Origin of the sequence: Spirillospora sp. NPDC048823 (assembly GCF_043198445.1) — a bacterium.
Taxonomy (GTDB): domain Bacteria; phylum Actinomycetota; class Actinomycetes; order Streptosporangiales; family Streptosporangiaceae; genus Spirillospora.
Genome location: NZ_JBICUT010000003.1, coordinates 558,859 through 577,923, shown reverse-complemented (window position 1 = coordinate 577,923; position 19,065 = coordinate 558,859). Strand labels below are relative to the sequence as shown.

Here is a 19,065-nt window from a genome sequence, read left to right as displayed (position 1 = left end):
GAGCGTGTCCCCGGCGCTCCCGACCCGGTAACCTTCACGTCCATGAGCACCGTCCCGGAGAGCCCGATGAAGGTTCTCGTCTACAGCGACGACGCGAACACCCGCGCCCAGATCCGGATGGCGGTCGGGCGCCGCCCCGCCGCCGGCCTCCCGAAGGTCGAGTTCATCGAGCGGGCGACGCGGCCCGCCCTCATCGAGCGGCTCGACGAGGGCGACATCGACGTCCTTATCGTGGACGGCGAGGCGCAGCCCGCGGGCGGCCTCGGCGTCTGCCGGCAGGCCAAGGACGAGGTGTACGACTGCCCGCCCGTCCTCGCGATCATCGGCCGCCGCGACGACGGCTGGCTCGCGACCTGGTCGCGCGCGGACGCGGTCGTGAGCCTCCCGCTCGACCCGATCGCCGTCGCCAACGCGCTCGCCGGCCTGATGCGCAAGCGCATCGAGACCCGCCTGCCGGTCCTCTAGCCGGCCGGCCCGCCCAACCCGTCAACCGATCGACGCTGTAGGGGACATGGACGCGCGCACCACCTGGCCCGCACTCCTCAACGCCCTGCTCTCGGGCGACTCGCTGTCCAGCGAGGAGACCTCCTGGGCCATGAACAGCATCATGGCCGGGGAGGCCACCGACGTGCAGATCGCGGGCTTCGCGGTCGCGCTGCGCGCCAAGGGCGAGACGGTCGAGGAGGTCACCGGCCTCGCCGACGGCATGATGGACAACGCCACCCCCGTGGACGTGCCGGGCCCCATCGCCGACCTCGTCGGGACCGGCGGCGACCGGGCGCACACGGTCAACATCTCCACGATGGCGGCCGTGGTCGCCGCGGCCTCGGGCGTCCGGGTCGTCAAGCACGGCAACCGGGCGGCGTCGTCGTCGTGCGGCGCCGCGGACCTGCTGGAGAACCTCGGCGTCGCCATCGACCTGTCCCCCGGGGCCACCGAGCGGGTCGCCGAGGAGCTCGGCATCGCCTTCTGCTTCGCGCCGCTGTACCACCCCGCGTTCAAGCACACCGCCAAGCCGCGCAGCGAACTCGGCACGCCGACGGTGTTCAACTTCCTCGGCCCGCTGACGAACCCGGCGCGTCCCACCTCCCAGGCGGTCGGGGTGTTCCACCCGCGGATGGCCGGCGTCGTCGCCGGCGTGTTCGCCGCCCGCGGCTGCTCGTCGCTGGTGTTCCGCGGCGACGACGGCCTGGACGAGCTGACGACCACCGGCACCTCGACGGTGTGGGTCGTCCGCGACGGGACGGCGACGGAGACGACGTTCGACCCGTCCGACCTCGGCATCCCGCCGGCCGAGCCGGAGGACCTGCGCGGCGCGGGCCCCGACTTCAACGGCCGGGCGGCCCGCGAGACGTTCGCCGGGCGGCCGGGCCCCGTCCGCGACATGGTGCTGCTGAACGCCGCCGCGCTCATCACGGCCTACGACGGCGCGCCGGCCGCCGGCGGGCTCACCGGGGCCCTGCGGGACGGCTACGAACGCGCCGCGGCCGCCGTCGACTCCGGCGCCGCGAGCACGCTCCTGGACAACTGGGTCGACCTCTCCCAGAGGCTGCGCTAGCTGTACTGACCACAGAGGTTGTGGCGGGGATCTCTGTCAGTCGGCGTCGGGGAGGCCCAGGGCGAACGCCTGCTCCAGGTCGTGCTGGGAGTAGGTGCGGAACGCGATGTGCGTCTCGGTGCCGAGGACGCCGGGGACCTTGTTCAGGCGGCCCGGGATGACGTCGTTCAGCGCCTCGTGGCGGCCCACCCGGACCATCGCCATCAGGTCGTGCTCCCCGGTGATGGAGTAGACCTCGCTGACGCCGTCCAGGGCGGCGATCGTCTCGGCCACCTCGTGGATGCGCGCGACGTCGGCCTTGACGAACACGATCGCAGTGACCACTTCATCCTCCCCCTGAGATTGCGACACTCCGACCCTACCGGGCACGGGTCAGCCGCGGCTCAGCGCGGCGAGGCGTCCGGCCGCACCTGCCCGGCGGGCGAGGAGCGCGAACACCACTCCGGCGACGAAACCGTAGATGTGCGCGGTGTAGGCCACGTTGCTCTGCTCGTCGCCCAGAGACAGCCACTGCAGGACGAACCAGTACCCGAGCACCACCCACACCGGCAGCCGGATCACGATGATCGGCGGCACGAAGCTCACGATGCGGCCCCGGGGGTTGAGGATCACGTAGGCGCCCATCACCCCGGCGATGGCGCCGGACGCGCCGATGAGCGGGATGACGGAGTCCGGCGACGTCCATGCGAAGCCGTAGACGGCCGCGAGCCCGAAGACCAGGTAGCTGAACAGGTAGCGCCATCGTCCGAGCCGGTCCTCGACGCCCATCCCGACGACGAACAGCGCGACCAGGTTGCCGAGCAGGTGCAGTGCCCCCGAGTGCAGGAACATCGAGGTGAATGCCGACGTCCAGGGCGCCTTGTCGAAGCCCGCGGGCCCGCACTGGCGCACGATGTCGGTCGGCACCGGCTGCTGGTCGCCGGTCGTCAGCTCCTTGGGGACGGCGCCGTACTCGTAGGTGAAATGCGCGGCCTTGCACTCGCGGACCCGGTCCTCGCCGTACCAGGTGGCGAAGTTCGACATCGGGGTGAGCAGGAACACCACCACGTTGGCCGCGACCAGCAGGTACGTCACCCACGGGACGCGCCGGGCCGGCTGGCTGTCGTAGAGAGGCAGGGCCATTCGCGGGTGCAGTCCTCTCCGGGCGCCGAGCTTCCCCGATCACCTTAGCGGCGGCCGGGCCGGGAATGGGACGGCTCACGCCGCTCGTACGTCCTGTCGTAGGCGCGGTCGATCAGCTCGCGCAGGCCCTCGGCGCCGTGCGCGGGGCACGTCCAGGCGCCGTCGACCTCGACCAGGCGGACACCGGGCAGATCGAGCCACCGCAGCACGCACTCCATCTCCTCGGCCGTGGCGCCCGCCGAGGGCGGCTCACCGAGCGCGACGCCGCCGGGCGCTTCGCCCGCGGGCGGGAAGACGGTCTCGGCGGTGGCGATGAGCGCGTCGACGTAGGGGCGGGGGTGGGCGCGGGGCGGAACGGTCCCGGCGGCGGCGAGCCGTCCGTAGCGCACGACCGACAGCTCCCAGCCGCCGTCGAAGCCGGGACGGGCGGCCACCATCTCGGGGAGCCGGGCCAGCGCGGCGAGCCGCTGCCCGCGGGCGGCGGCGCGGACGAACGCGGCGAGCCGGTCGCGCTGGGCGGCGGCCTCCTCGTAGCGCAGTTCGGAGGCGAGCCGGTCGATGCGCACCTGGGCGGCGGCCACGACGGGACGCACGTCGCCCTCCATGACCGAACGCGCCGTGCCGACGTGGACCGCGTAGGCGTCGGCGGACTCGCGGCCGTCGCAGGGCGCGCCGCAGCGGCCGATCTCGGCGAGCGCGCACGCGCGGGCACCGCCGCGCTCGATCAGCCGGAGCGTCAGCCGCTGGGTGCACTGGCGCAGGGGGACGGCCTCGTGCAGCGCCGCCCGCGCCTCCTCGGCCTGCCGGCGGGACGGGATCGGCCCGAGGTAGCGGGCGCCGTCGGTGCGGCACTCGCGGACGATGGACAGCCGCGGGAACGGCTCCACGGTCAGCTTCAGCCAGATGGCCCGCTCGGGGAACTTGGACCGGCGGTTGTAGCGGGGCTTGTGCTCGGCGATCAGCCGCAGCTCGCGGACTTCGGCCTCCAGCCCGGTGGCGCACTCGATCGTCCGGACGTTCTCGGCGAGGCCGACCATCTCGCGGACGCGCCACCGCGTCTCCGAGCCGGTGAAGTAGCTGCGCACCCGCGAGCGCAGGTCGCCGCTCTTGCCGACGTACAGCACCTCGCCGGAGGCGTCCTCGAACAGGTAGACGCCGGGCGTGCTCGGGACGTCGTCGGCGAGGTGGCGTTTGCGGCGCTGCTCGGGCGTGGGGGCCTTGGCGAAGCCGCGCATCTCCTCGAGCGTGGTGACGTTGAAGGAGCCGAGCCGCTCGATCAGGCCGTGCAGGACCTCCACGGTGGCGCGGGCGTCGGCGAGCGCCCGGTGCGTCGGCTCGGTGGTGGTGCGGAAGAAGCGGGCGAGCGTGCCGAGCTTGCAGTTGGGCACCTCTTCCTTGGACAGGACGCGGCGGGCGAGGTCGACGGTGTCGACGACGGGGAACGTGGGCCAGGCGTGGCCGTGCTCGGCGCAGGCGGCCTTGAGGAAGCCGATGTCGAAGGACGCGTTGTGCGCGACGAGCACGCCGCCGCGCGCGAACTCCAGGAACGCGGGCAGCACCGACTCGATGCGCGGCGCGGCCGTCACCATCGACGTGGTGATGCCGGTCAGCGCGGTGATGAACGGCGGGACGGGCCCGCCGGGATCGACGAGCGTGCCGAGTTCGCCGAGGTCCTCTCCGCCGCGGACCTTGACCGCGCCGATCTCGGTGATGGCCGAGTCGGCGGCCGAGCCGCCCGTGGTCTCCAGGTCGACCACCACGAAGGTGACCTCGGACAATGGCGTGCCGAGGTCGTCCAGAGTTCCCTGGACACCGGCCCCCTGGACACCGTGCGCAGCCGTCATGTGCGCGACCGTAGAGGACGCCACCGACAGAAGCCCGGCCCGCTAGGGTTGAGGGGCGCCGGCACGTCCCGCCGGGCCGGGGGCCACGGGGCGGCTCCGGGGGGACCGGCGCGATCCGTCCGATTGCACGTTCGTGCTGGTTAAGTGCGGGCGGCTCGGGAAGACACAGCCCACCGGCGGCGAAGCCCGGAAGGAGCGGGATCATCGACAGCGGCCCCGAAGCGACCCCCGGTTGCGAAGAATCCGCAGAGAGGCCGCGTCCATCCGAGGGAACGGACCCTCCGGCCCGCCCGGACGTGCGTCTGAGCAGGCCGCTCCCCGAAGCCGTGCGGCAGAGCGTCGTCGAGGTCGCCGCCGAGCTGATCGGGGCGCTGCCCCATGACGAGGTTCCCGCCCCGCTGCGCCGGTTCGCGCGGTTCGAGCGCCGCAAGCGCGCCAAGCTCGCCGGGCAGCACATCGCGGCGGTGCTGGAGAAGGACTCCGCCTTCCGGCGGCGCGTCGCCGAACCGCTGCGCGAGGCGCAGGCCGACCTGGTGGAGGCCGTGGAGGCCGGGAACGTGCCGCCGGCCGCCGACCCTGTGCGGGTGGCGGTGCTGGCCTACCTGCTGCGTCCCGAGGGCTGGACGGACCTCGTCGAGTCCGCGCGCGAGGAGCTGGACCGCTCCGCGACCGCCTCGGAGGAGGAGGCCGCCGAGCGCCGGGTCGCCGCGCTCAAGGAGGAACTCGCCGCCGCCCGCAGCGCCCGCGGCGCCGAGGTGGACCGGCTGCGCGCCGAACTGCGCGAGACCAAGGCCGAGGTGGCGGAGCTGCGCCGCAAGCTGCACGAGGCGCGCACCAGGTTCCGGGCCGCGGAGGAGCGGGCCGGCGCGGTCGCGGCGGAGGCCGGCCGCGAGCAGGCGGCCGCGCGCGAGTCGACCGCCGCGTCCGAGAAGGAGCTGCGCCGGCTGCGCGCCCGTGCCGTGCAGGCCGAGGCCGCCGCCGAGGCGGCCAAGCGGGCCGCGCGGGAGGGCCGCAACGTCGACGACGTCCGGCTGCGGATGCTGCTCGACACGCTCCTGGACGCGGCGCAGGGCGTCCGCCGGGAGCTGGCGCTGCCCTCCACCATCGGCCGTCCCGCGGACGCGGTCGGCGGCCTGGAGCCCGATCGGCAGGCGCACCGCGCGCTCCCCGGCCGGGCCCTGTCCGACAGTGACCCGCAGCTGCTCGACCGGCTGCTGACCCTGCCGCGGGTGCACCTCGTCGTGGACGGCTACAACGTCACCAAGACCGGGTACGGGGAACTGCCGCTCGCCGACCAGCGCAGCCGGCTGCTGTCGGGGCTCGGCGGGCTGGCCGCGCAGACCCGCGCGGAGGTGACGTGCGTGTTCGACGGCGCGGAGCTGGACGCGCCGGTGGCCATCGCGGCGCCGCGCGGCGTCCGGGTGCTGTTCAGCCGTCCCGGGCAGACCGCCGACGAGCTGATCGGCGAGCTGGTCCGGGCGGAGCCGCAGGGCCGCGCGGTGGTGGTGGTCTCGTCCGACCGGGAGGTGGCCGACGCAGCGCGCCGCGCCGATGCCCGGCCCTGCCCGTCCACGCTGCTGCTGCGCCGCCTCGGCCGCTCCTAGCCGGGCGGCGCGCGGCGGCCGCGATCAGGACGCCCGCCATGACGCCTTTATCGCGCTGTGTGATCACGTCGGCACGGATGGCGCTTATTCCGAGTTAAGCCAGCTAAAGAGTGATGAACCGGTTGTGACGGTTGTTGCGTATCGCTAATGTCATCCGCTGACTGTCGTGGACGAGAGGGGCGAAACCGACCGTGGCCAATGATCTCATCGGGCAAGCAGCGCACGAGCGCGACCGGCGAGGGGGCGCGGCGAACAGAGGCGCCTCCCGTCGCCTGGCGGCCGTCGCGTGCCTGACGCTGACGGTCTCCCTCGCGTCTCCCCCGGTCGTGGCGCACGCCGAGCCCGAGCCGACCAGGGCGCAGGTCCAGAAGAAGCTCGACAAGCTGGCCGAGGAGATGGACCAGAAGGTCGAGAAGTTCAACCAGCTCAACGAGAAGCTCAAGATCGCCAAGAAGAAGTACAAGGTCGCGAGCAAGTCGAGCAAGCGGGAGCAGGCCGCCTTCGAGGAGCAGCGCGCCAAGATCGCCCAGATGGCGGCCGCCGCGTACAAGAACGGTGACACGGCCAACGTCACCGGCTTCGTCGGCACCGGCGACCCGCAGGCGATCCTGGACCAGGCGGCCGTCTTCTCGCATCTGTCGCACGAGCGCAGCTCCCAGCTGACCCAGTTCCTCGCGACCGCCCAGCGGCTCCGCCGCGAGGAGGCGCAGGCCAAGGCCTCCTACGACGATGTGAAGGCCAAGAGCACGGAGCTGAAGGAGCAGAAGAAGAAGCTCGACAAGGAGGTCGCCAAGCAGAAGGCCCTGCTGCGGCGGCTCGGCGGCGGGACCTCGTCCGGCGGCTCGGGCAGCGTCGGCGGCACCTACAACGGCCCGGCCAGCGGCTCGGCCCGCGTGGCGCTCAACTTCGCCTACGCCCAGCTCGGCAAGCCGTACTCCTACGGCGCCACCGGCCCGAACTCCTACGACTGCTCCGGCCTGACGATGAAGGCGTGGGCCGCGGCGGGCGTGAACATCACCCGCACCACCAACACCCAGTACGCCGCCACCAAGCGGGTGTCCAAGAGCAACCTGCAGCCCGGCGACCTGGTGTTCTTCAGCGGCCTCGGGCACATGGGCATGTACGTGGGCGGCGGCAAGATGATCCACGCGCCGCGCACCGGCAAGAACGTCGAGGTCGTGAGCATCACCTCGGGCTACTACCTGAGCAACTACTACGGCGCCGGGCGCCCCTGACGCCCCGCACCGGAGCGCCCGCGATGGGCGTGACGGAGCCCTTTGTGACAGCGGACCAGGCTTGACCTGGTCCGTTGTTGATTTTGGGGGGGTTTGCCATCTGTTGGGGCTTTGGTACGTTGTCACCACTCACGGCGCCCTCCAGACGCCGTGGCCCCGAGGCGCCCACCAGGCGCAACGGCCCCCGCGCGGCACATCCAGCTGCCGCGTGACTGCGGCGCGAGCCACGTGCCGCTCCCCCCGGCGGCACGATCCACGCGTCGCCCCCCGGTACCCGACGGGTACCGCAGACGGTCTCCCAGCAGACCCGGCCGGCCCGGCCCACCGTGCGCACGCCCGCAGCGTGCATGGCGCTGAGAGCGCTGCCACGGCGGATCCCGCGGATCAGGCCCAGGACGGTCCCCGCAAACGGGCCGCCGTCCGCACACACAACATCAGGCGCCGCTCTTTCGCACGCGGGAGACAGGTCCCGCGCACGGGCCCCATCACGCCCCCAGGATCGCAGCGGCAGCGCCGAATCCGCCGACGAGCGGAACCGGGGACCCATATCCGCCGGAGTCCAGGGACCGTCCCTGGACGGGCATTCCGGCACCCGGGGTGAATCGGTGCGTCTCTCACCGCCGAACGGTGGGAGCCCGCCGTAGGGCCACTTCCACGCCCGAACCCGTCAGCTAACCCGGTAGGCGTCTGGAAGAAGAAGGAGAGAAACCCGCAGCGTTACCTGGGCGTGGCCGCCCGAGTGCGGCCACGCCCGGCTTTCCCTTCCTTCCGCACGGGCGCCCCCGCCCGGCGGAACCCCCATCCGAACCGGCGTGCCCGCCCCCGGGCCGCCACCGCCGAGTCCGCGGTTCACCGTGCCCAGACGCACGGGAGCGCGGAGCCGGGGACCCACTGTGTCCTTTCGGGGTGAATCGGCCTGCCCAGCGGGCCGTAGGGCGGCTTCCACGCCCGAACCCGTCAGCTAACCCGGTAGGCGGCATGGAAGTCAGGAGATCCCCCATGCCAGGCGCGCATCGCAAGAAGATTCCGGGCAAGCACCGCAAGCCCAGTACCTTGGCCATCACCTGGCGGACGGCCGGCGGCGTGATCGTCGGCGCCGCCGTTCTCGGCACCGCCGCGGCCACCGCGCAGGCGTCGGTCCTGCCGTTCGCCTCCGTTCCCACCCACGCCGCCGCGGCCGGCCCGGCCGCCGGCGGGGACGCGGGCAAGTCCACACCCGGTTCCAAGTCCTCGTCCAAGGACAGGTCCGGCTCCAAGGACGAGAACCGGAGTAAGTCCAAGGACGGTGGCAAGGAGGGCGAGCCCACCGGAAAGGGCCGACCGCAGTCCGGCGCCCCCAAGAAGCCGTCAGAGGATTCGCGGCCCACCGCCGGCGAGGCCATCGAGCTCGCCAGGGCGCAGGTCGGCATCGCGGAGGACGGCAGCGGCAAGACCAAGTTCAACACGTGGTACGTGGAATCCGCCCGCGCCAAGGAGACCGTCGCGCGCGACGGCGGCTCCGTCCAGGCGTACGACGACGCCGCCTGGTGCGACATGTTCGTCTCATGGATCGGCGAGCAGATCGGCCTCAGCGACCAGTTCGGCAGCGACGCCTGGACCATCGCCCACGCCGAGTGGTTCCGGGACCAGGGGCGCTGGGGCACCGAGCCCAAGCCCGGCGCGATCGTCTTCTACGCCTGGAACGGCGGCAAGGACATCGGCGACATCGTCCACGTCGGCATGGTGACCAAGAAGATCGACGACGGCACCATCGAGGCGGTCGAGGGCAACACCGACAACGCCGTCCGGGTCAGGGAACGCTCGACCGGCACCGTCGTCGGCTACGGCTACCCCGAGTACAGGTCCTGACGTCCCCTCCTCCCCCGCCGGCTGCATAGGATCACGCGCATGGAGGACGGTCCCGGGCAGGCCGGAAACGGCGGCCCCGTCACGCGCCGCAGGGCACTCGCCCTGGGCGCCGGCGGGGCCGCCGTGCTGCTGGGCGCCGGCGCGGGGCTCCTCGGCACACGTTCCGGCGACGACGGAGCGCCGGACGCCCAGGCGACGCCGCCCCCCAACGCCGCGCAGGCCGCCGGAGCGTTCAGCCCCGCGGACGCCGCCGCCGTCCTCGCCAACCGCGCGCGGGCGGTGAAGGACGGAAACCCGGCGGCCTTCCTCGCGACGGTGGCCTCCGCCCCCGCCGCGTTCCAGGACGCCCAGTCCCGCTTGTACGCCAACCTCCGCAAGCTCCCCCTGGACGGCTGGGAGGAACGTGCCATCGGCACCCAGTCGATGGACGACGAGCAGGGGGTCGCGGTCGTCCGATTGGAGGTGCGCTCCAGGTTGCGGGGGTTCGACCGGGGCGACGTCGTCCGCACCCGCTACCTGGCGCTCGCCCCCGGCTCCGGCGTCTGGACGATCGTCGGCGACGGGTCGTCCCACGGCTTCGAGGACGACGCCGCCATCTGGGACGGCGGCCCCCTGACGGTGGTCAAGGGCCGCGCGAGCCTCGTCATCGGCGACGCCGCAGCCGCCGGGGCCCCCGGCCTGGAAGAGATCGCGGAACGCCTGGACGCGGCCGTCCCCGTCGTCACCGGCGCCGTCGGCAGGGGATGGGCGCGGCGGGTCGTCGCTCTCGTGCCCGCCGACGCGGGCCTCGCCTCCGCCCTCGCCGGTCCGGACCAGAACCTCGGCGGCATCGCGGCCCTCGCCACCGTCACGCCGTCCGCCGGCGGCGGCCACGGCGAGGACCGCGTCGTCATCTCCCCCGGCACCTTCCGCCGTCTCAACGAACTCGGGCGCGACGTGGTCCTGACCCACGAACTGACCCATGTCGCCACCGGCGGCGCCCGCGACCGCAGAACCCCGCTGTGGCTGATCGAGGGCTTCGCGGACTATGTCGGCTACCTCCGGACTGAGGTCGGCGTCCGGACGGCGGCCGGCGAACTGCACCGCGAGGTCGCCGCGGGACGCGTCCCGTCCGCGCTGCCGGCCGCGGACGCGTTCTCCGGCGGCTCCGCACGCCTCTCCCAGTCCTACCAGGAGGCCTGGCTCGCCTGCCGGATGGTCGCCGACCGGTACGGTGAGGCGACGCTCGTGCGGCTCTACCGCGCCGCCGGGCGCGTCCCGGAGGCCACCGCGCTGAGCGACGTGCTGGGACTCACCCGGGACCGCTTCACCGCCCTGTGGCGCGACTACCTGAAGAGGGAGCTCAGATGAGCGAGGCGGAGGCGGACGCGGACCGGGCCGGGCCCGGCGCCCGCCGGGACGGGGACCCCGGCCCCATGCGGCGGCCCCGGATCGCCGCCGCCGTCGCCGCCGCCGCGCTGTTCGCCGCCCTCGGCACCGTCCTCGCGCTGAGCACACCGTGGAACCCGCTGCCCGATCGGGTTGCGGGCGGGCAGGTGGAGCCCGATCCGGCGCTGGACTTCTCCGCCGCCGAGATCGCCCGATCCCAGGCGTTCGACTCGGCCATCAACCCTCCCGCCTACGCCGGCCTCCTCCTCGGCCTGGCCCTGATCTTCGCGCTGGGTCTCACCCCGCTGGGCGCACGGTTCCTCGGCCGGGTCACCGCGCGCAGCCGGCGGTGGCCCCGCCGGTCGGAGGGGGACGCCCCCCCGCACTCCCCGGAGCGCCTGCGGCACTGGACCCTGAGAGTCGTCCTCGGTGCGGCCGCCCTGACGACGCTGCTGCGCGTCGCCGGGCTCCCGTTCGACGTCTGGAGCGAGTCGGTGCTGCGCCGGTACGGGCTGTCGACGCAGAGCTGGCCCGCGTGGCTCGTGGACCAGCTCAAGTCCCTCGGCGTCACCTGGGTCATCTACACGGTCGCCCTGCTGCTCCTGTACGCGGTCGTGCGCCGCTTCCCGCGCTACTGGTGGACGGGCGCCGCCGCCGGCGGGTTCCTCCTCGTCGTCCTGGTCTCGTTCATCTACCCGATCGCCGTCGAGCCCGTCTTCAACAAGTTCCACTCGCTGGAGCAGGGACGCCTGCGCAGCGACCTGCTGGCGATGGCCGAACGGGACGGCGTGCCCGTCGACGACGTCCTCGTCGCCGACGCCTCCCGCAGGACGACGGCGCTCAACGCCTACGTGTCCGGGTTCGGTTCCACGCGCCGCATCGTCCTGTACGACACGCTGCTGGAGTCGCCGCCCGAGCGGGTCGAGTCGATCGTCGGGCACGAACTCGGCCACGCCAAGCGCAACGACGTCCTGTGGGGCACGCTCGTGGGGGCGCTCGGCGTCGCCGGGTCCATGTGCCTGCTGCACCTCCTGATGACCTCTCCGCGCCTCCTGCGCCGGGCGGGAGTCGATCCCGCGGCGACACCCGAGCACCGCCCCGGAGGCCGCGGCGCCGGGGCCCGCGACCCGCGGTCCCTCGCGCTCGTCCTCGCGCTCGTCACGGCCGGGACGCAGTTCGGCGCCCCCGTCCAGAACCTCGTCAGCCGGCAGATCGAGACGCGGGCGGACGTGCACGCGCTGAACCTCACCCGCGACCCGTCCACGTTCGTGTCGATGCAGCACGAGTTGTCGGTGCGCAACATCTCCGACCTGACCCCGGACGCACTTGAGCGCCTGCTGTGGCTGACCCACCCGCCGGGCCCCGACAGGATCGCCATGGCCCGCGAGTGGGCGCGCGTCAACCACGTTCAAGAGCCGCCGCCGCTGGAGACGCGGCCCGACTGAGGGCGAGGCGGATGGGGCGGCGCGGGGCCGTCAGTCGCCTTCCGCCCGCCGCCCGTCCTGCCCGGTCCCGGCTCGGCCGCCCTGCTCCGCGGACACCGTCGAGGCGTCCTCCTGCGGCGCCGTCGTGACCGGCCGTTTCAGGGCACTGCCCTTCACCCAGTCCTTCCAGCCGAGCTGCCAGTAGCCCCAGCCGTTCCCCGGTTCGAGTTCCCGGTCCGATCCGGTCACCACCACCGGGTCGCCGCGCTGAGTGAAGTCGTAGAACCACTTCGCGTTGGACGGGCTGATGTTGATGCAGCCGTGGCTGACGTTCTCGCTGCCCTGGCTGCCGACCGACCAGGGCGCGCTGTGGACGTACTCGCCGCTGTCGGAGATCCGCACGGACTTGTACACGGTCAGGCTGTAGCCGCCCGGACTTCCGGGGCTGATGCCCATCCACTCGGACGTCATGACGGTGGGGTCCTCCTTCGACATCGTCAGGTGGACGCCGTTGGTGGTGGTGTACTTGCGGACCCCTCCCTTGCCCATGCTGGTCGGGATGGTGCGGACCTTCTTGCCGTTGGCCTTCACGACCATCTTGTGGGTGTCCTCACCCACCGTGGAGACGTGCGAGTCACCGACCTTGAAGCCGAGGCTGTAGTTCTTCCCGCCGTACACGTCGCCGCCGGTGCGCACACCGCTGAGGTGGGCCTTGAACGTCACCTCGGTGTGGGCGGGCCAGTACTCCTTCGTCCGGAACACGACCTCCTGGTCGCCGAACCAGCGCCAGGCGCCCTTGACGGCCTTGTCGGCGCGCACCTCCAGCGCCCGCTCGACCGCCGCCCTGTCCTTCACCGGGCTTTCGAACTGCATGATGATGGGCATCCCGACGCCGACGGTCTCCTCGTCGCGCGGCGCCTCGATCGTCACGTCGTTCGTCTTCTCCACCTCGGCCGTGGTGAAGCGGCTCCTGACGGTCCGGGTCCTGCCGTCGTCGCCGAGCGCCGTCGCGTCGACCGTGTAGGTCGCTCCCGGCGTCAACGTCCAGCGTGAGCGCCACCGGGTCCGTTCGGCGTTCAGGTCTCCCTCGACCTCACTGTCCCCCGTCGACACCGTCACGTTCTCGATGGTGCCGCCGCGCGCCTGGACGGCGATCGGGCTGTCCGGCCCGAGCCCGTTCCCGCCGCCCACGGGCGACACCGTCAGCCGCACGGCTTTCGTGCCGTCCTGATCCTCGCCCCCCGAGCATGCCGCGGCCCCCGCCACCATGCTCGCGCCGACGAGCACGGCGGCCGTGCGCCGTCCCCGGTCTCCCGGTCCTGAGCCACCCACCCGCATGTGGTCCCCCCGGTCGTCCACTGGGCGATCGGTCCGCCTGCCCAGCCCCGTCGCTGGAGCGGCGCCCAGTATGTGAAAGGGCCGGTACCCGCAAAAAAGCGGACACCGGCCCCCGATGGGGTTCTTTTACTGATCAGTGGGCGAAATGACCCCGGTAGTACTCGAAGACGAGACCGATCGTCGACATGATCGCGGCGGCCACCCCGAGGATGACCAGCCACCAGCCGAACACGATGCCGAGCGCCACCGCCGCGGCCGACAGCCCGACGTACAGCGGCCACCAGCTGTGCGGGCTGAAGAAGCCCAGCTCGCCGGCCGCGTCGGCGATGTCGCCCTCCGGGTCGTCCTCGTACAGCGGCCCGGCGTTGGCGCGCTCGAGGCGCCGGACCGTGAAGTGGATGTAGAACCCGATGAGCCCGGCGAGGCCGACGGCCAGTCCCAGCGCCGTCGTGCCCGTCCAGTCACCGGACCAGAGCCAGTACACGACGTCGGTGACGAGGAAGAAGAGCGCCGACCCGTAGAACATGAACGCCTGGACGCGCATCGGCTACTCCCCCTTCGCCCCGGCCAGCTCGCCCTGGGCACCCACGTGCGGGTGGTGCAGGTCGAACGCCGGCCGCTCGGAACGGATCTTCGGAATGGAGTTGAAGTTGTGCCGCGGGGGCGGGCACGACGTCGCCCACTCCAGCGAGGAACCGTAGCCCCAGGGGTCGTCGACCTCGACCCGCTTGCCCCTCTTCCACGTGATGTAGACGTTGTAGAAGAACGGCAGCATGGAAGCGCCGAGCAGGAACGAGAAGATCGTGGAGATCTCGTTCAGCCCCTGGAACTCGGCGGCGTAGTCGGCGTACCGGCGCGGCATGCCCGCGGCACCCAGCCAGTGCTGGATGAGGAACGTGCCGTGGAAGCCGATGAACAGCATCCAGAAGTGGATGTGGCCGAGCCGGTCGTTCAGCATCTTGCCGGTCCACTTCGGCCACCAGAAGTAGAAGCCCGCGAACATCGCGAACACCACGGTTCCGAACACGACGTAATGGAAGTGCGCCACCACGAAGTAGGTGTCCGACAGGTGGAAGTCCATCGGCGGCGACGCCAGGATGACGCCGGTGAGGCCGCCGAACAGGAACGTCACCAGGAAGCCCAGCGACCACAGCATCGGCGACTCGAACGTCAGTTGTCCTCGCCAGATCGTCCCCACCCAGTTGAAGAACTTCACCCCCGTGGGCACGGCGATGAGGAACGACATGAAGGAGAAGAACGGCAGCAGCACCTGGCCGGTCACGAACATGTGGTGCGCCCACACGGTGATGGACAGGCCCGTGATGCTGATGGTCGCGAAGACCAGGCCGATATAGCCGAAGACCGGTTTGCGGCTGAACACCGGGAGGATCTCCGTCACGATGCCGAAGAAGGGCAAGGCGATGATGTAGACCTCCGGATGCCCGAAGAACCAGAACAGGTGTTGCCAGAGCAACGCGCCGCCGTGGGAGGCGTCGAAGATGTGCGCGCCCAGCTTGCGGTCGGCCTCCAGGGCCAGCAGCGCCGCGGCGAGGGGCGGGAACGCGATCAGCACCAGGATGGAGGTCAGCAGGACGTTCCAGGTGAAGATCGGCATCCGGAACATCGTCATGCCCGGCGCGCGCATGCACAGGATCGTGGTGATGAAGTTGACCGCGCCCATGATGGTGCCGAAGCCCGACATCGCCAGGCCCATCACCCACAGGTCGCCGCCGACGCCGGGGGAACGGACCTCGTCCGACAGCGGTGCGTAGGCGAACCAGCCGAAGCTGGCCGCGCCGTTGGGGGTCAGGAAGCCCGACAGGGCGATCAGGCTGCCGAACAGGAACAGCCAGTACGCCAGCATGTTCATCCGCGGGAACGCCACGTCGGGCGCGCCGATCTGCAGCGGCATGATGACGTTCGTGAAGCCGGCGAACAGCGGCGTCGCGAACATCAGCAGCATGATCGTGCCGTGCATCGTGAACATCTGGTTGAACTGCTCGTTGCTGACGACCTGCAGACCGGGCTGGAACAGCTCGGCGCGCATCACCAGGGCGAGCACGCCGCCGAACAGGAACATGAAGAACGACGTGATCAGGTAGAGGTAGCCGATCACCTTGTGGTCGGTGGACGACAGCCAGGAGGCGAGGATGCGCCCCTTACTCGTCCGCGGCGCGGCGATCGGCGCGCTCGGTGCGTGACTCGTCGTGGTCACTTGGCACCTCCCGCGGCCAGTGCGGCCTTCGAATCGGCGATGAACTTGTCGTACTGCTCGGGCGTCACGACCTTCAGCTGGAACAGCATCCGGCTGTGGTCGACACCGCAGAGCTCGGCGCAGCGGCCCTCGTAGGTACCGAGCTTGGTGGCCGTGAACTCGAACTCGTTGGTGTAGCCCGGCATGACGTCCTTCTTGTAGATCAGCGCCGGGACCCAGAACGAGTGGATGACGTCGTTGGCGTGCAGCCGCACGCGAACCGTCTCGCCCGAGGGAATCGTCATCACCGGCTTGCCGGGGGCGGGACCGTTCGGGTTCACGGGCTGGCCGATGACGGAGGCGACCGTCTTCTCCTTGCCCGTGGCGTCCTTCTCCTTGTAGTCGAACTGCCAGCTCCACTGGAACCCGGTCACGTCGACCACCACCGAGGGATTGTCGGTGGTCTTCTCGACGAAGTTCTCGTCGCGGGCGGTGAAGTAGAACAGGACCGCGATGATGACGAACGGGACCGCCGTGTAGAGGATCTCGATCGGCATGTTGTAGCGGACCTGCGGCGGCAGGTCGTCGGAGCGCTTGCGATGGAACAGCACCGCCCAGATGATCAGGCCCCAGACGAGGCCCCCGACCGCGAACGCCGCGATCCAGGAGCCCTGCCACAGGTGCAGCATGCGTTCGCCCTGAATGCTGATCGGCTCGGGCATGCCCAGGCGGGTGCCGCTGCACGCGGTGGTGGACAGCGCCAGCAGCCCTAGCGCACCGGCGCTTTTCAATGCGCGGCGACTGCGCACAGGCGTACGCCGCTCCCTAGAGCGGGTCGGACTCACGGAATGCCTTCCCCACGGATGAAGCCCGGTCGGCCGGGCGGAGAGAACAGTTGTTACACGTGTGGTGGACACACTAGCGCTAGGGTCGCCCACCCCCCCGATCGGGTGCCCGGTTAGTGTTTGCGCGTGGCCGATCCCAGCGCGCAGGTCGCCTATTTCGACGCCGCGTCCACCGAGCCGCCGCACCCGGCGGCCCGGTCGGCGCTGCTTGAGGCACTGGACTCCGGCTGGGCCGACCCCGCCCGCCTGTACGGGACGGCCCGAGGCACCCGCGTCCTGCTCGACCGGGCCCGCGCGCGTGTCGCCGCGGTCCTGGGCGCCCGGCCCGACGAGGTGTCGTTCACGTCGTCGGGAACCCAGGCGGTGCATCTGGCGGTCCTCGGCGGCCTCCGGGCGCGTCGCCGTGTCGGCCGGCATCTGGTGGTCGGCGCCGTGGAGCACTCCAGCGTGCTGCACGCCGCGGAGGCGCACGAGCGCGACGGCGGCGAGGTGACGACCGTCGGCGCCGGCCGGACGGGCCGCGTCGACCCGGAGGAGTTCGCCGCCGCGCTGCGCCCGGACACCGCGCTCGCGTGCCTGCAGTCGGCCAACCACGAGGTCGGCACCGTCCAGCCCGTCGCCGAGGCCGCCGCGGCGTGCCGCGCGGCCGGGGTGCCGCTGTTCGTCGACGCCGCGCAGTCCCTCGGACGGGACGACGTCCCGGCCGGCTGGTCGTTCCTCGCCGGCAGCGCCCACAAGTGGGGCGGCCCCGCCGGCGTCGGCGTGCTCGCCGTCCGCAAGGGCGTCCGGTGGCGCTCCCCGCTGCCGGACGACGAGCGGGAGCGGCGCCGCGTCCCCGGGTTCGAGAACGTCCCCGGCATCGTGGCGGCGGCCGCGGCGCTGGAGGCGTACCGTGCGGACATGACCGCCGACGCGCCCCGCATCTCCGCGCTCGTGGACCGCATCCGCGCGGAGGTCCCGCGGACGGTGCCCGACGTGGAGGTGGTGGGCGACCCGGTCCGGCGCCTGCCGCACCTGGTGACCTTCTCGTGCCTGTACGTGGAGGGCGAGGCGCTGCTGACCGAACTCGACCGGCTGGGTTTCGCGGTTTCGTCCGGGAGTTCGTGCACGGCGGATACGCTGCGTCCCAGTCACGTGCTGGAGGCGATGGGAGTGATCACCCATGGAAACGTGCGGGTATCGCTGCCCCGCGGCGTCGGCTCCGCGGACGTCGACCGGTTCCTCGCCGAGCTTCCGGGCGCCGTCGCCCGCCTCCGCGGGGCGGCGATGAACACGATCGAGACAGGGAGGCGGTCGCGCCCATGAGGTTCCGAGGCCGCGCCAAAGGCGGGACGCCCCCCGCCGAGTCCTCCGGCGAGCCGGCCGGCCCGCCGCCCGTGCTCGTCATCGACGCGCTGGGCCGCAAATGCCCGATCCCGATCATCATGCTGGCCGAGCGGATCCGGGAGGTCCCGGTCGGGCAGATCGTCGCCGTCCTCGCCGACGACGCCGCCGCCCGCACCGACGTCCCCGCCTGGTGCCGCATGAAGTCCCAGGACTTCGTCTGGGAGGAGACCCTCCAGCAGGGCGGCTGGGGCTTCCACATCCGGCGCACGTACTAGAACGCCGGAACGTCCGGAACGTCAGAACACGCAGGGGGCCGCGCCGGTGGGCGCGGCCCCCTGACGTGCGGCACGTACGTGGCTACGGGTTGGGGCAGCTGATGTGGGGGGCGATGTCGCCGGTGGCGGCGGAGCCGTAGGCGGCGGAGAAGCGGTCGAGGAACGCCTGCCGGGCCAGGGAGTACTCCTGCGGGCCGGCGGCTTCGAGGGCGTGCGCGGCGATCGCGTTGCCGACCTGCGCGGCGCGTTCGAGCGTGACCCCCCAGGCCGTGGCCGTCAGGAAGCCGGCGCGGAAGGCGTCGCCGACACCGGTCGGGTCGACGATGTCGTCGACCTGCAGGCAGGGGACGTGCACGCCCTCCTCGCCCTCGCGGTCGATGACGACGCCCTTGGCGCCGAGCGTGGTGACGCGGACTCCGACGCGGGAGAGGATCTCCTCGCCGCTCCAGCCCGTCTTCTCCTCGGCGAGGGCCCTCTCGTAGTCGTTGCTGAACAGGTAGGCGGCGCCGTCGATGAGGCGGCGGACGTCGGGGCCGTCCATGCGGGCGAGCTGCTGGGACGGGTCGGCGGCGAACGGGATGCCGCGGGTGCGGCACTCGTCGGTGTGCCGGAGCATCGCGTCGGGGTCGTTGGGGCTGACGACGACGAGGTCGAGGCCGCCGACGCGGTCGGCGACCGGCTTGAGCTCGATGGAGCGGGCCTCGCTCATCGCGCCGGCGTAGAACGTGGCGATCTGGTTCTGTTCCTGGTCGGTGGTGCACAGGAACCGGGCGGTGTGGTGGATCTCGGACACGTGCACGGACGCGGTGTCGACCGCGTGCCGTTCGAGCCAGGAGCGGTAGTCGGCGAAGTCGTCGCCGACGGAGCCGACGAGGACCGAGTCCTTGCCGAGGCTGCCCATGCCGAAGCAGATGTTGGCGGCGATCCCGCCGCGGCGTATCTCCAGCTCGTCCACCAGGAACGACAGCGACACCCGGGCGAGCTGGTCGGGCAGGAGCTGGTCGGTGAATCTCCCGGGGAAGGTCATCAGATGGTCGGTCGCAATGGAGCCTGTCACGGCGATGCGCACGAAGCCGCTCTCCTC

17 protein-coding genes and 2 riboswitches are annotated in these 19,065 nt (G+C 71.9%); of the genes, 9 read left to right on the top strand and 8 right to left on the bottom strand.

The genetic code is table 11. From position 1 onward, the window contains the following. The first annotated feature begins 42 nt into the window (after positions 1 to 42). A complete protein-coding gene (locus ACGFK0_RS10265; protein ID WP_392902558.1) occupies positions 43 to 465 on the top strand; it encodes a hypothetical protein in 423 nt (140 codons plus the stop codon). A gap of 46 nt (positions 466 to 511) precedes the next feature. Next, positions 512 to 1,558, top strand: coding sequence for an anthranilate phosphoribosyltransferase (gene trpD / locus ACGFK0_RS10260; RefSeq protein WP_392902555.1), 1,047 nt, complete (start codon positions 512 to 514; stop codon positions 1,556 to 1,558). 36 nt (positions 1,559 to 1,594) lie between these two features. Here trpD and ACGFK0_RS10255 read toward each other — a convergent pair whose 3' ends face one another. The 3 genes from ACGFK0_RS10255 to ACGFK0_RS10245 are packed head-to-tail and all read right to left on the bottom strand — an operon-like array spanning position 1,595 to position 4,524. After that, on the bottom strand, positions 1,595 to 1,882 hold the full coding sequence (locus ACGFK0_RS10255; protein WP_392902551.1) for an Lrp/AsnC family transcriptional regulator: 288 nt from the start codon (positions 1,880 to 1,882) through the stop codon (positions 1,595 to 1,597). Between the two features lie 48 nt (positions 1,883 to 1,930). Next, a complete protein-coding gene (locus tag ACGFK0_RS10250; RefSeq protein ID WP_392902548.1) occupies positions 1,931 to 2,680 on the bottom strand; it encodes a rhomboid family intramembrane serine protease in 750 nt (249 codons plus the stop codon). A gap of 44 nt (positions 2,681 to 2,724) precedes the next feature. Next, positions 2,725 to 4,524 carry a DEDD exonuclease domain-containing protein gene (locus tag ACGFK0_RS10245; RefSeq protein ID WP_392902546.1) on the bottom strand — a complete coding sequence of 600 codons (1,800 nt, stop codon included), beginning with the start codon at positions 4,522 to 4,524 and terminating at the stop codon, positions 2,725 to 2,727. A 302-nt stretch (positions 4,525 to 4,826) separates the two neighbouring features. Between ACGFK0_RS10245 and ACGFK0_RS10240 the strand changes: the two genes are divergently transcribed. The 5 genes from ACGFK0_RS10240 to ACGFK0_RS10220 all read left to right on the top strand — a co-directional run bounded on the left by ACGFK0_RS10240 (position 4,827) and on the right by ACGFK0_RS10220 (position 12,024). After that, on the top strand, positions 4,827 to 6,128 hold the full coding sequence (locus tag ACGFK0_RS10240) for an NYN domain-containing protein (protein ID WP_392902887.1): 1,302 nt from the start codon (positions 4,827 to 4,829) through the stop codon (positions 6,126 to 6,128). 191 nt (positions 6,129 to 6,319) lie between these two features. Continuing rightward, a complete protein-coding gene (locus ACGFK0_RS10235; RefSeq protein WP_392902544.1) occupies positions 6,320 to 7,363 on the top strand; it encodes an NlpC/P60 family protein in 1,044 nt (347 codons plus the stop codon). A 501-nt stretch (positions 7,364 to 7,864) separates the two neighbouring features. Next, positions 7,865 to 8,064, top strand: a riboswitch (cyclic di-AMP (ydaO/yuaA leader). 123 nt (positions 8,065 to 8,187) lie between these two features. Then, a riboswitch (cyclic di-AMP (ydaO/yuaA leader) is annotated at positions 8,188 to 8,354 on the top strand. Positions 8,355 to 8,362: 8 nt separating this feature from the next. Beyond that, positions 8,363 to 9,211, top strand: coding sequence for a CHAP domain-containing protein (locus ACGFK0_RS10230; protein ID WP_392902542.1), 849 nt, complete (start codon positions 8,363 to 8,365; stop codon positions 9,209 to 9,211). A 39-nt stretch (positions 9,212 to 9,250) separates the two neighbouring features. Next, entirely contained in the window at positions 9,251 to 10,561 is a 1,311-nt protein-coding gene (locus tag ACGFK0_RS10225) for a hypothetical protein (RefSeq protein ID WP_392902540.1), read from the top strand. Continuing rightward, entirely contained in the window at positions 10,558 to 12,024 is a 1,467-nt protein-coding gene (locus ACGFK0_RS10220; RefSeq protein WP_392902538.1) for a M48 family metallopeptidase, read from the top strand. Before ACGFK0_RS10225 ends, ACGFK0_RS10220 begins: the two co-directional genes overlap by 4 nt. Positions 12,025 to 12,054: 30 nt before the next feature. Here the strand turns inward: ACGFK0_RS10220 and ACGFK0_RS10215 are convergent, their stop codons facing one another. The 4 genes from ACGFK0_RS10215 to coxB form a co-directional block, all read right to left on the bottom strand. After that, positions 12,055 to 13,341, bottom strand: a complete 1,287-nt coding sequence (locus ACGFK0_RS10215) for an Ig-like domain-containing protein (RefSeq protein ID WP_392902536.1) — start codon at positions 13,339 to 13,341, stop codon at positions 12,055 to 12,057. Between the two features lie 133 nt (positions 13,342 to 13,474). Beyond that, a complete protein-coding gene (locus tag ACGFK0_RS10210; RefSeq protein ID WP_392902534.1) occupies positions 13,475 to 13,885 on the bottom strand; it encodes a cytochrome c oxidase subunit 4 in 411 nt (136 codons plus the stop codon). Positions 13,886 to 13,888: 3 nt separating this feature from the next. Then, entirely contained in the window at positions 13,889 to 15,556 is a 1,668-nt protein-coding gene (gene ctaD, locus ACGFK0_RS10205) for a cytochrome c oxidase subunit I (RefSeq protein ID WP_392902532.1), read from the bottom strand. Continuing rightward, a complete protein-coding gene (gene coxB, locus ACGFK0_RS10200) occupies positions 15,553 to 16,326 on the bottom strand; it encodes a cytochrome c oxidase subunit II (protein WP_392902530.1) in 774 nt (257 codons plus the stop codon). Before coxB ends, ctaD begins: the two co-directional genes overlap by 4 nt. Before the next feature lie 180 nt (positions 16,327 to 16,506). Between coxB and ACGFK0_RS10195 the strand changes: the two genes are divergently transcribed. Next, positions 16,507 to 17,685, top strand: coding sequence for a cysteine desulfurase family protein (locus tag ACGFK0_RS10195; protein ID WP_392902528.1), 1,179 nt, complete (start codon positions 16,507 to 16,509; stop codon positions 17,683 to 17,685). After that, on the top strand, positions 17,682 to 17,981 hold the full coding sequence (locus ACGFK0_RS10190) for a sulfurtransferase TusA family protein (RefSeq protein WP_392902526.1): 300 nt from the start codon (positions 17,682 to 17,684) through the stop codon (positions 17,979 to 17,981). Before ACGFK0_RS10195 ends, ACGFK0_RS10190 begins: the two co-directional genes overlap by 4 nt. Positions 17,982 to 18,063: 82 nt before the next feature. Here ACGFK0_RS10190 and ACGFK0_RS10185 read toward each other — a convergent pair whose 3' ends face one another. Then, the gene (locus ACGFK0_RS10185; protein ID WP_392902524.1) at positions 18,064 to 19,050 is read right to left on the bottom strand and encodes a carbohydrate kinase family protein; all 987 of its coding nucleotides are present in this window, start codon (positions 19,048 to 19,050) and stop codon (positions 18,064 to 18,066) included. Between the last annotated feature and the right edge of the window lie 15 nt (positions 19,051 to 19,065).

Bases quoted from the DNA above. Each gene is read 5' to 3' on its own strand.
- ACGFK0_RS10225 (WP_392902540.1), top strand. From the start codon at position 9,251: ATGGAGGACGGTCCCGGGCAGGCCGGAAACGGCGGCCCCGTCACGCGC.
- ACGFK0_RS10230 (WP_392902542.1), top strand. From the start codon at position 8,363: ATGCCAGGCGCGCATCGCAAGAAGATTCCGGGCAAGCACCGCAAGCCC.
- ACGFK0_RS10190 (WP_392902526.1), top strand. From the start codon at position 17,682: ATGAGGTTCCGAGGCCGCGCCAAAGGCGGGACGCCCCCCGCCGAGTCC.
- ACGFK0_RS10215 (WP_392902536.1), bottom strand. From the start codon at position 13,341: ATGCGGGTGGGTGGCTCAGGACCGGGAGACCGGGGACGGCGCACGGCC.
- ACGFK0_RS10265 (WP_392902558.1), top strand. From the start codon at position 43: ATGAGCACCGTCCCGGAGAGCCCGATGAAGGTTCTCGTCTACAGCGAC.
- ACGFK0_RS10250 (WP_392902548.1), bottom strand. From the start codon at position 2,680: ATGGCCCTGCCTCTCTACGACAGCCAGCCGGCCCGGCGCGTCCCGTGG.
- ACGFK0_RS10210 (WP_392902534.1), bottom strand. From the start codon at position 13,885: ATGCGCGTCCAGGCGTTCATGTTCTACGGGTCGGCGCTCTTCTTCCTC.
- ACGFK0_RS10245 (WP_392902546.1), bottom strand. From the start codon at position 4,524: ATGACGGCTGCGCACGGTGTCCAGGGGGCCGGTGTCCAGGGAACTCTG.
- trpD (WP_392902555.1), top strand. From the start codon at position 512: ATGGACGCGCGCACCACCTGGCCCGCACTCCTCAACGCCCTGCTCTCG.
- ACGFK0_RS10220 (WP_392902538.1), top strand. From the start codon at position 10,558: ATGAGCGAGGCGGAGGCGGACGCGGACCGGGCCGGGCCCGGCGCCCGC.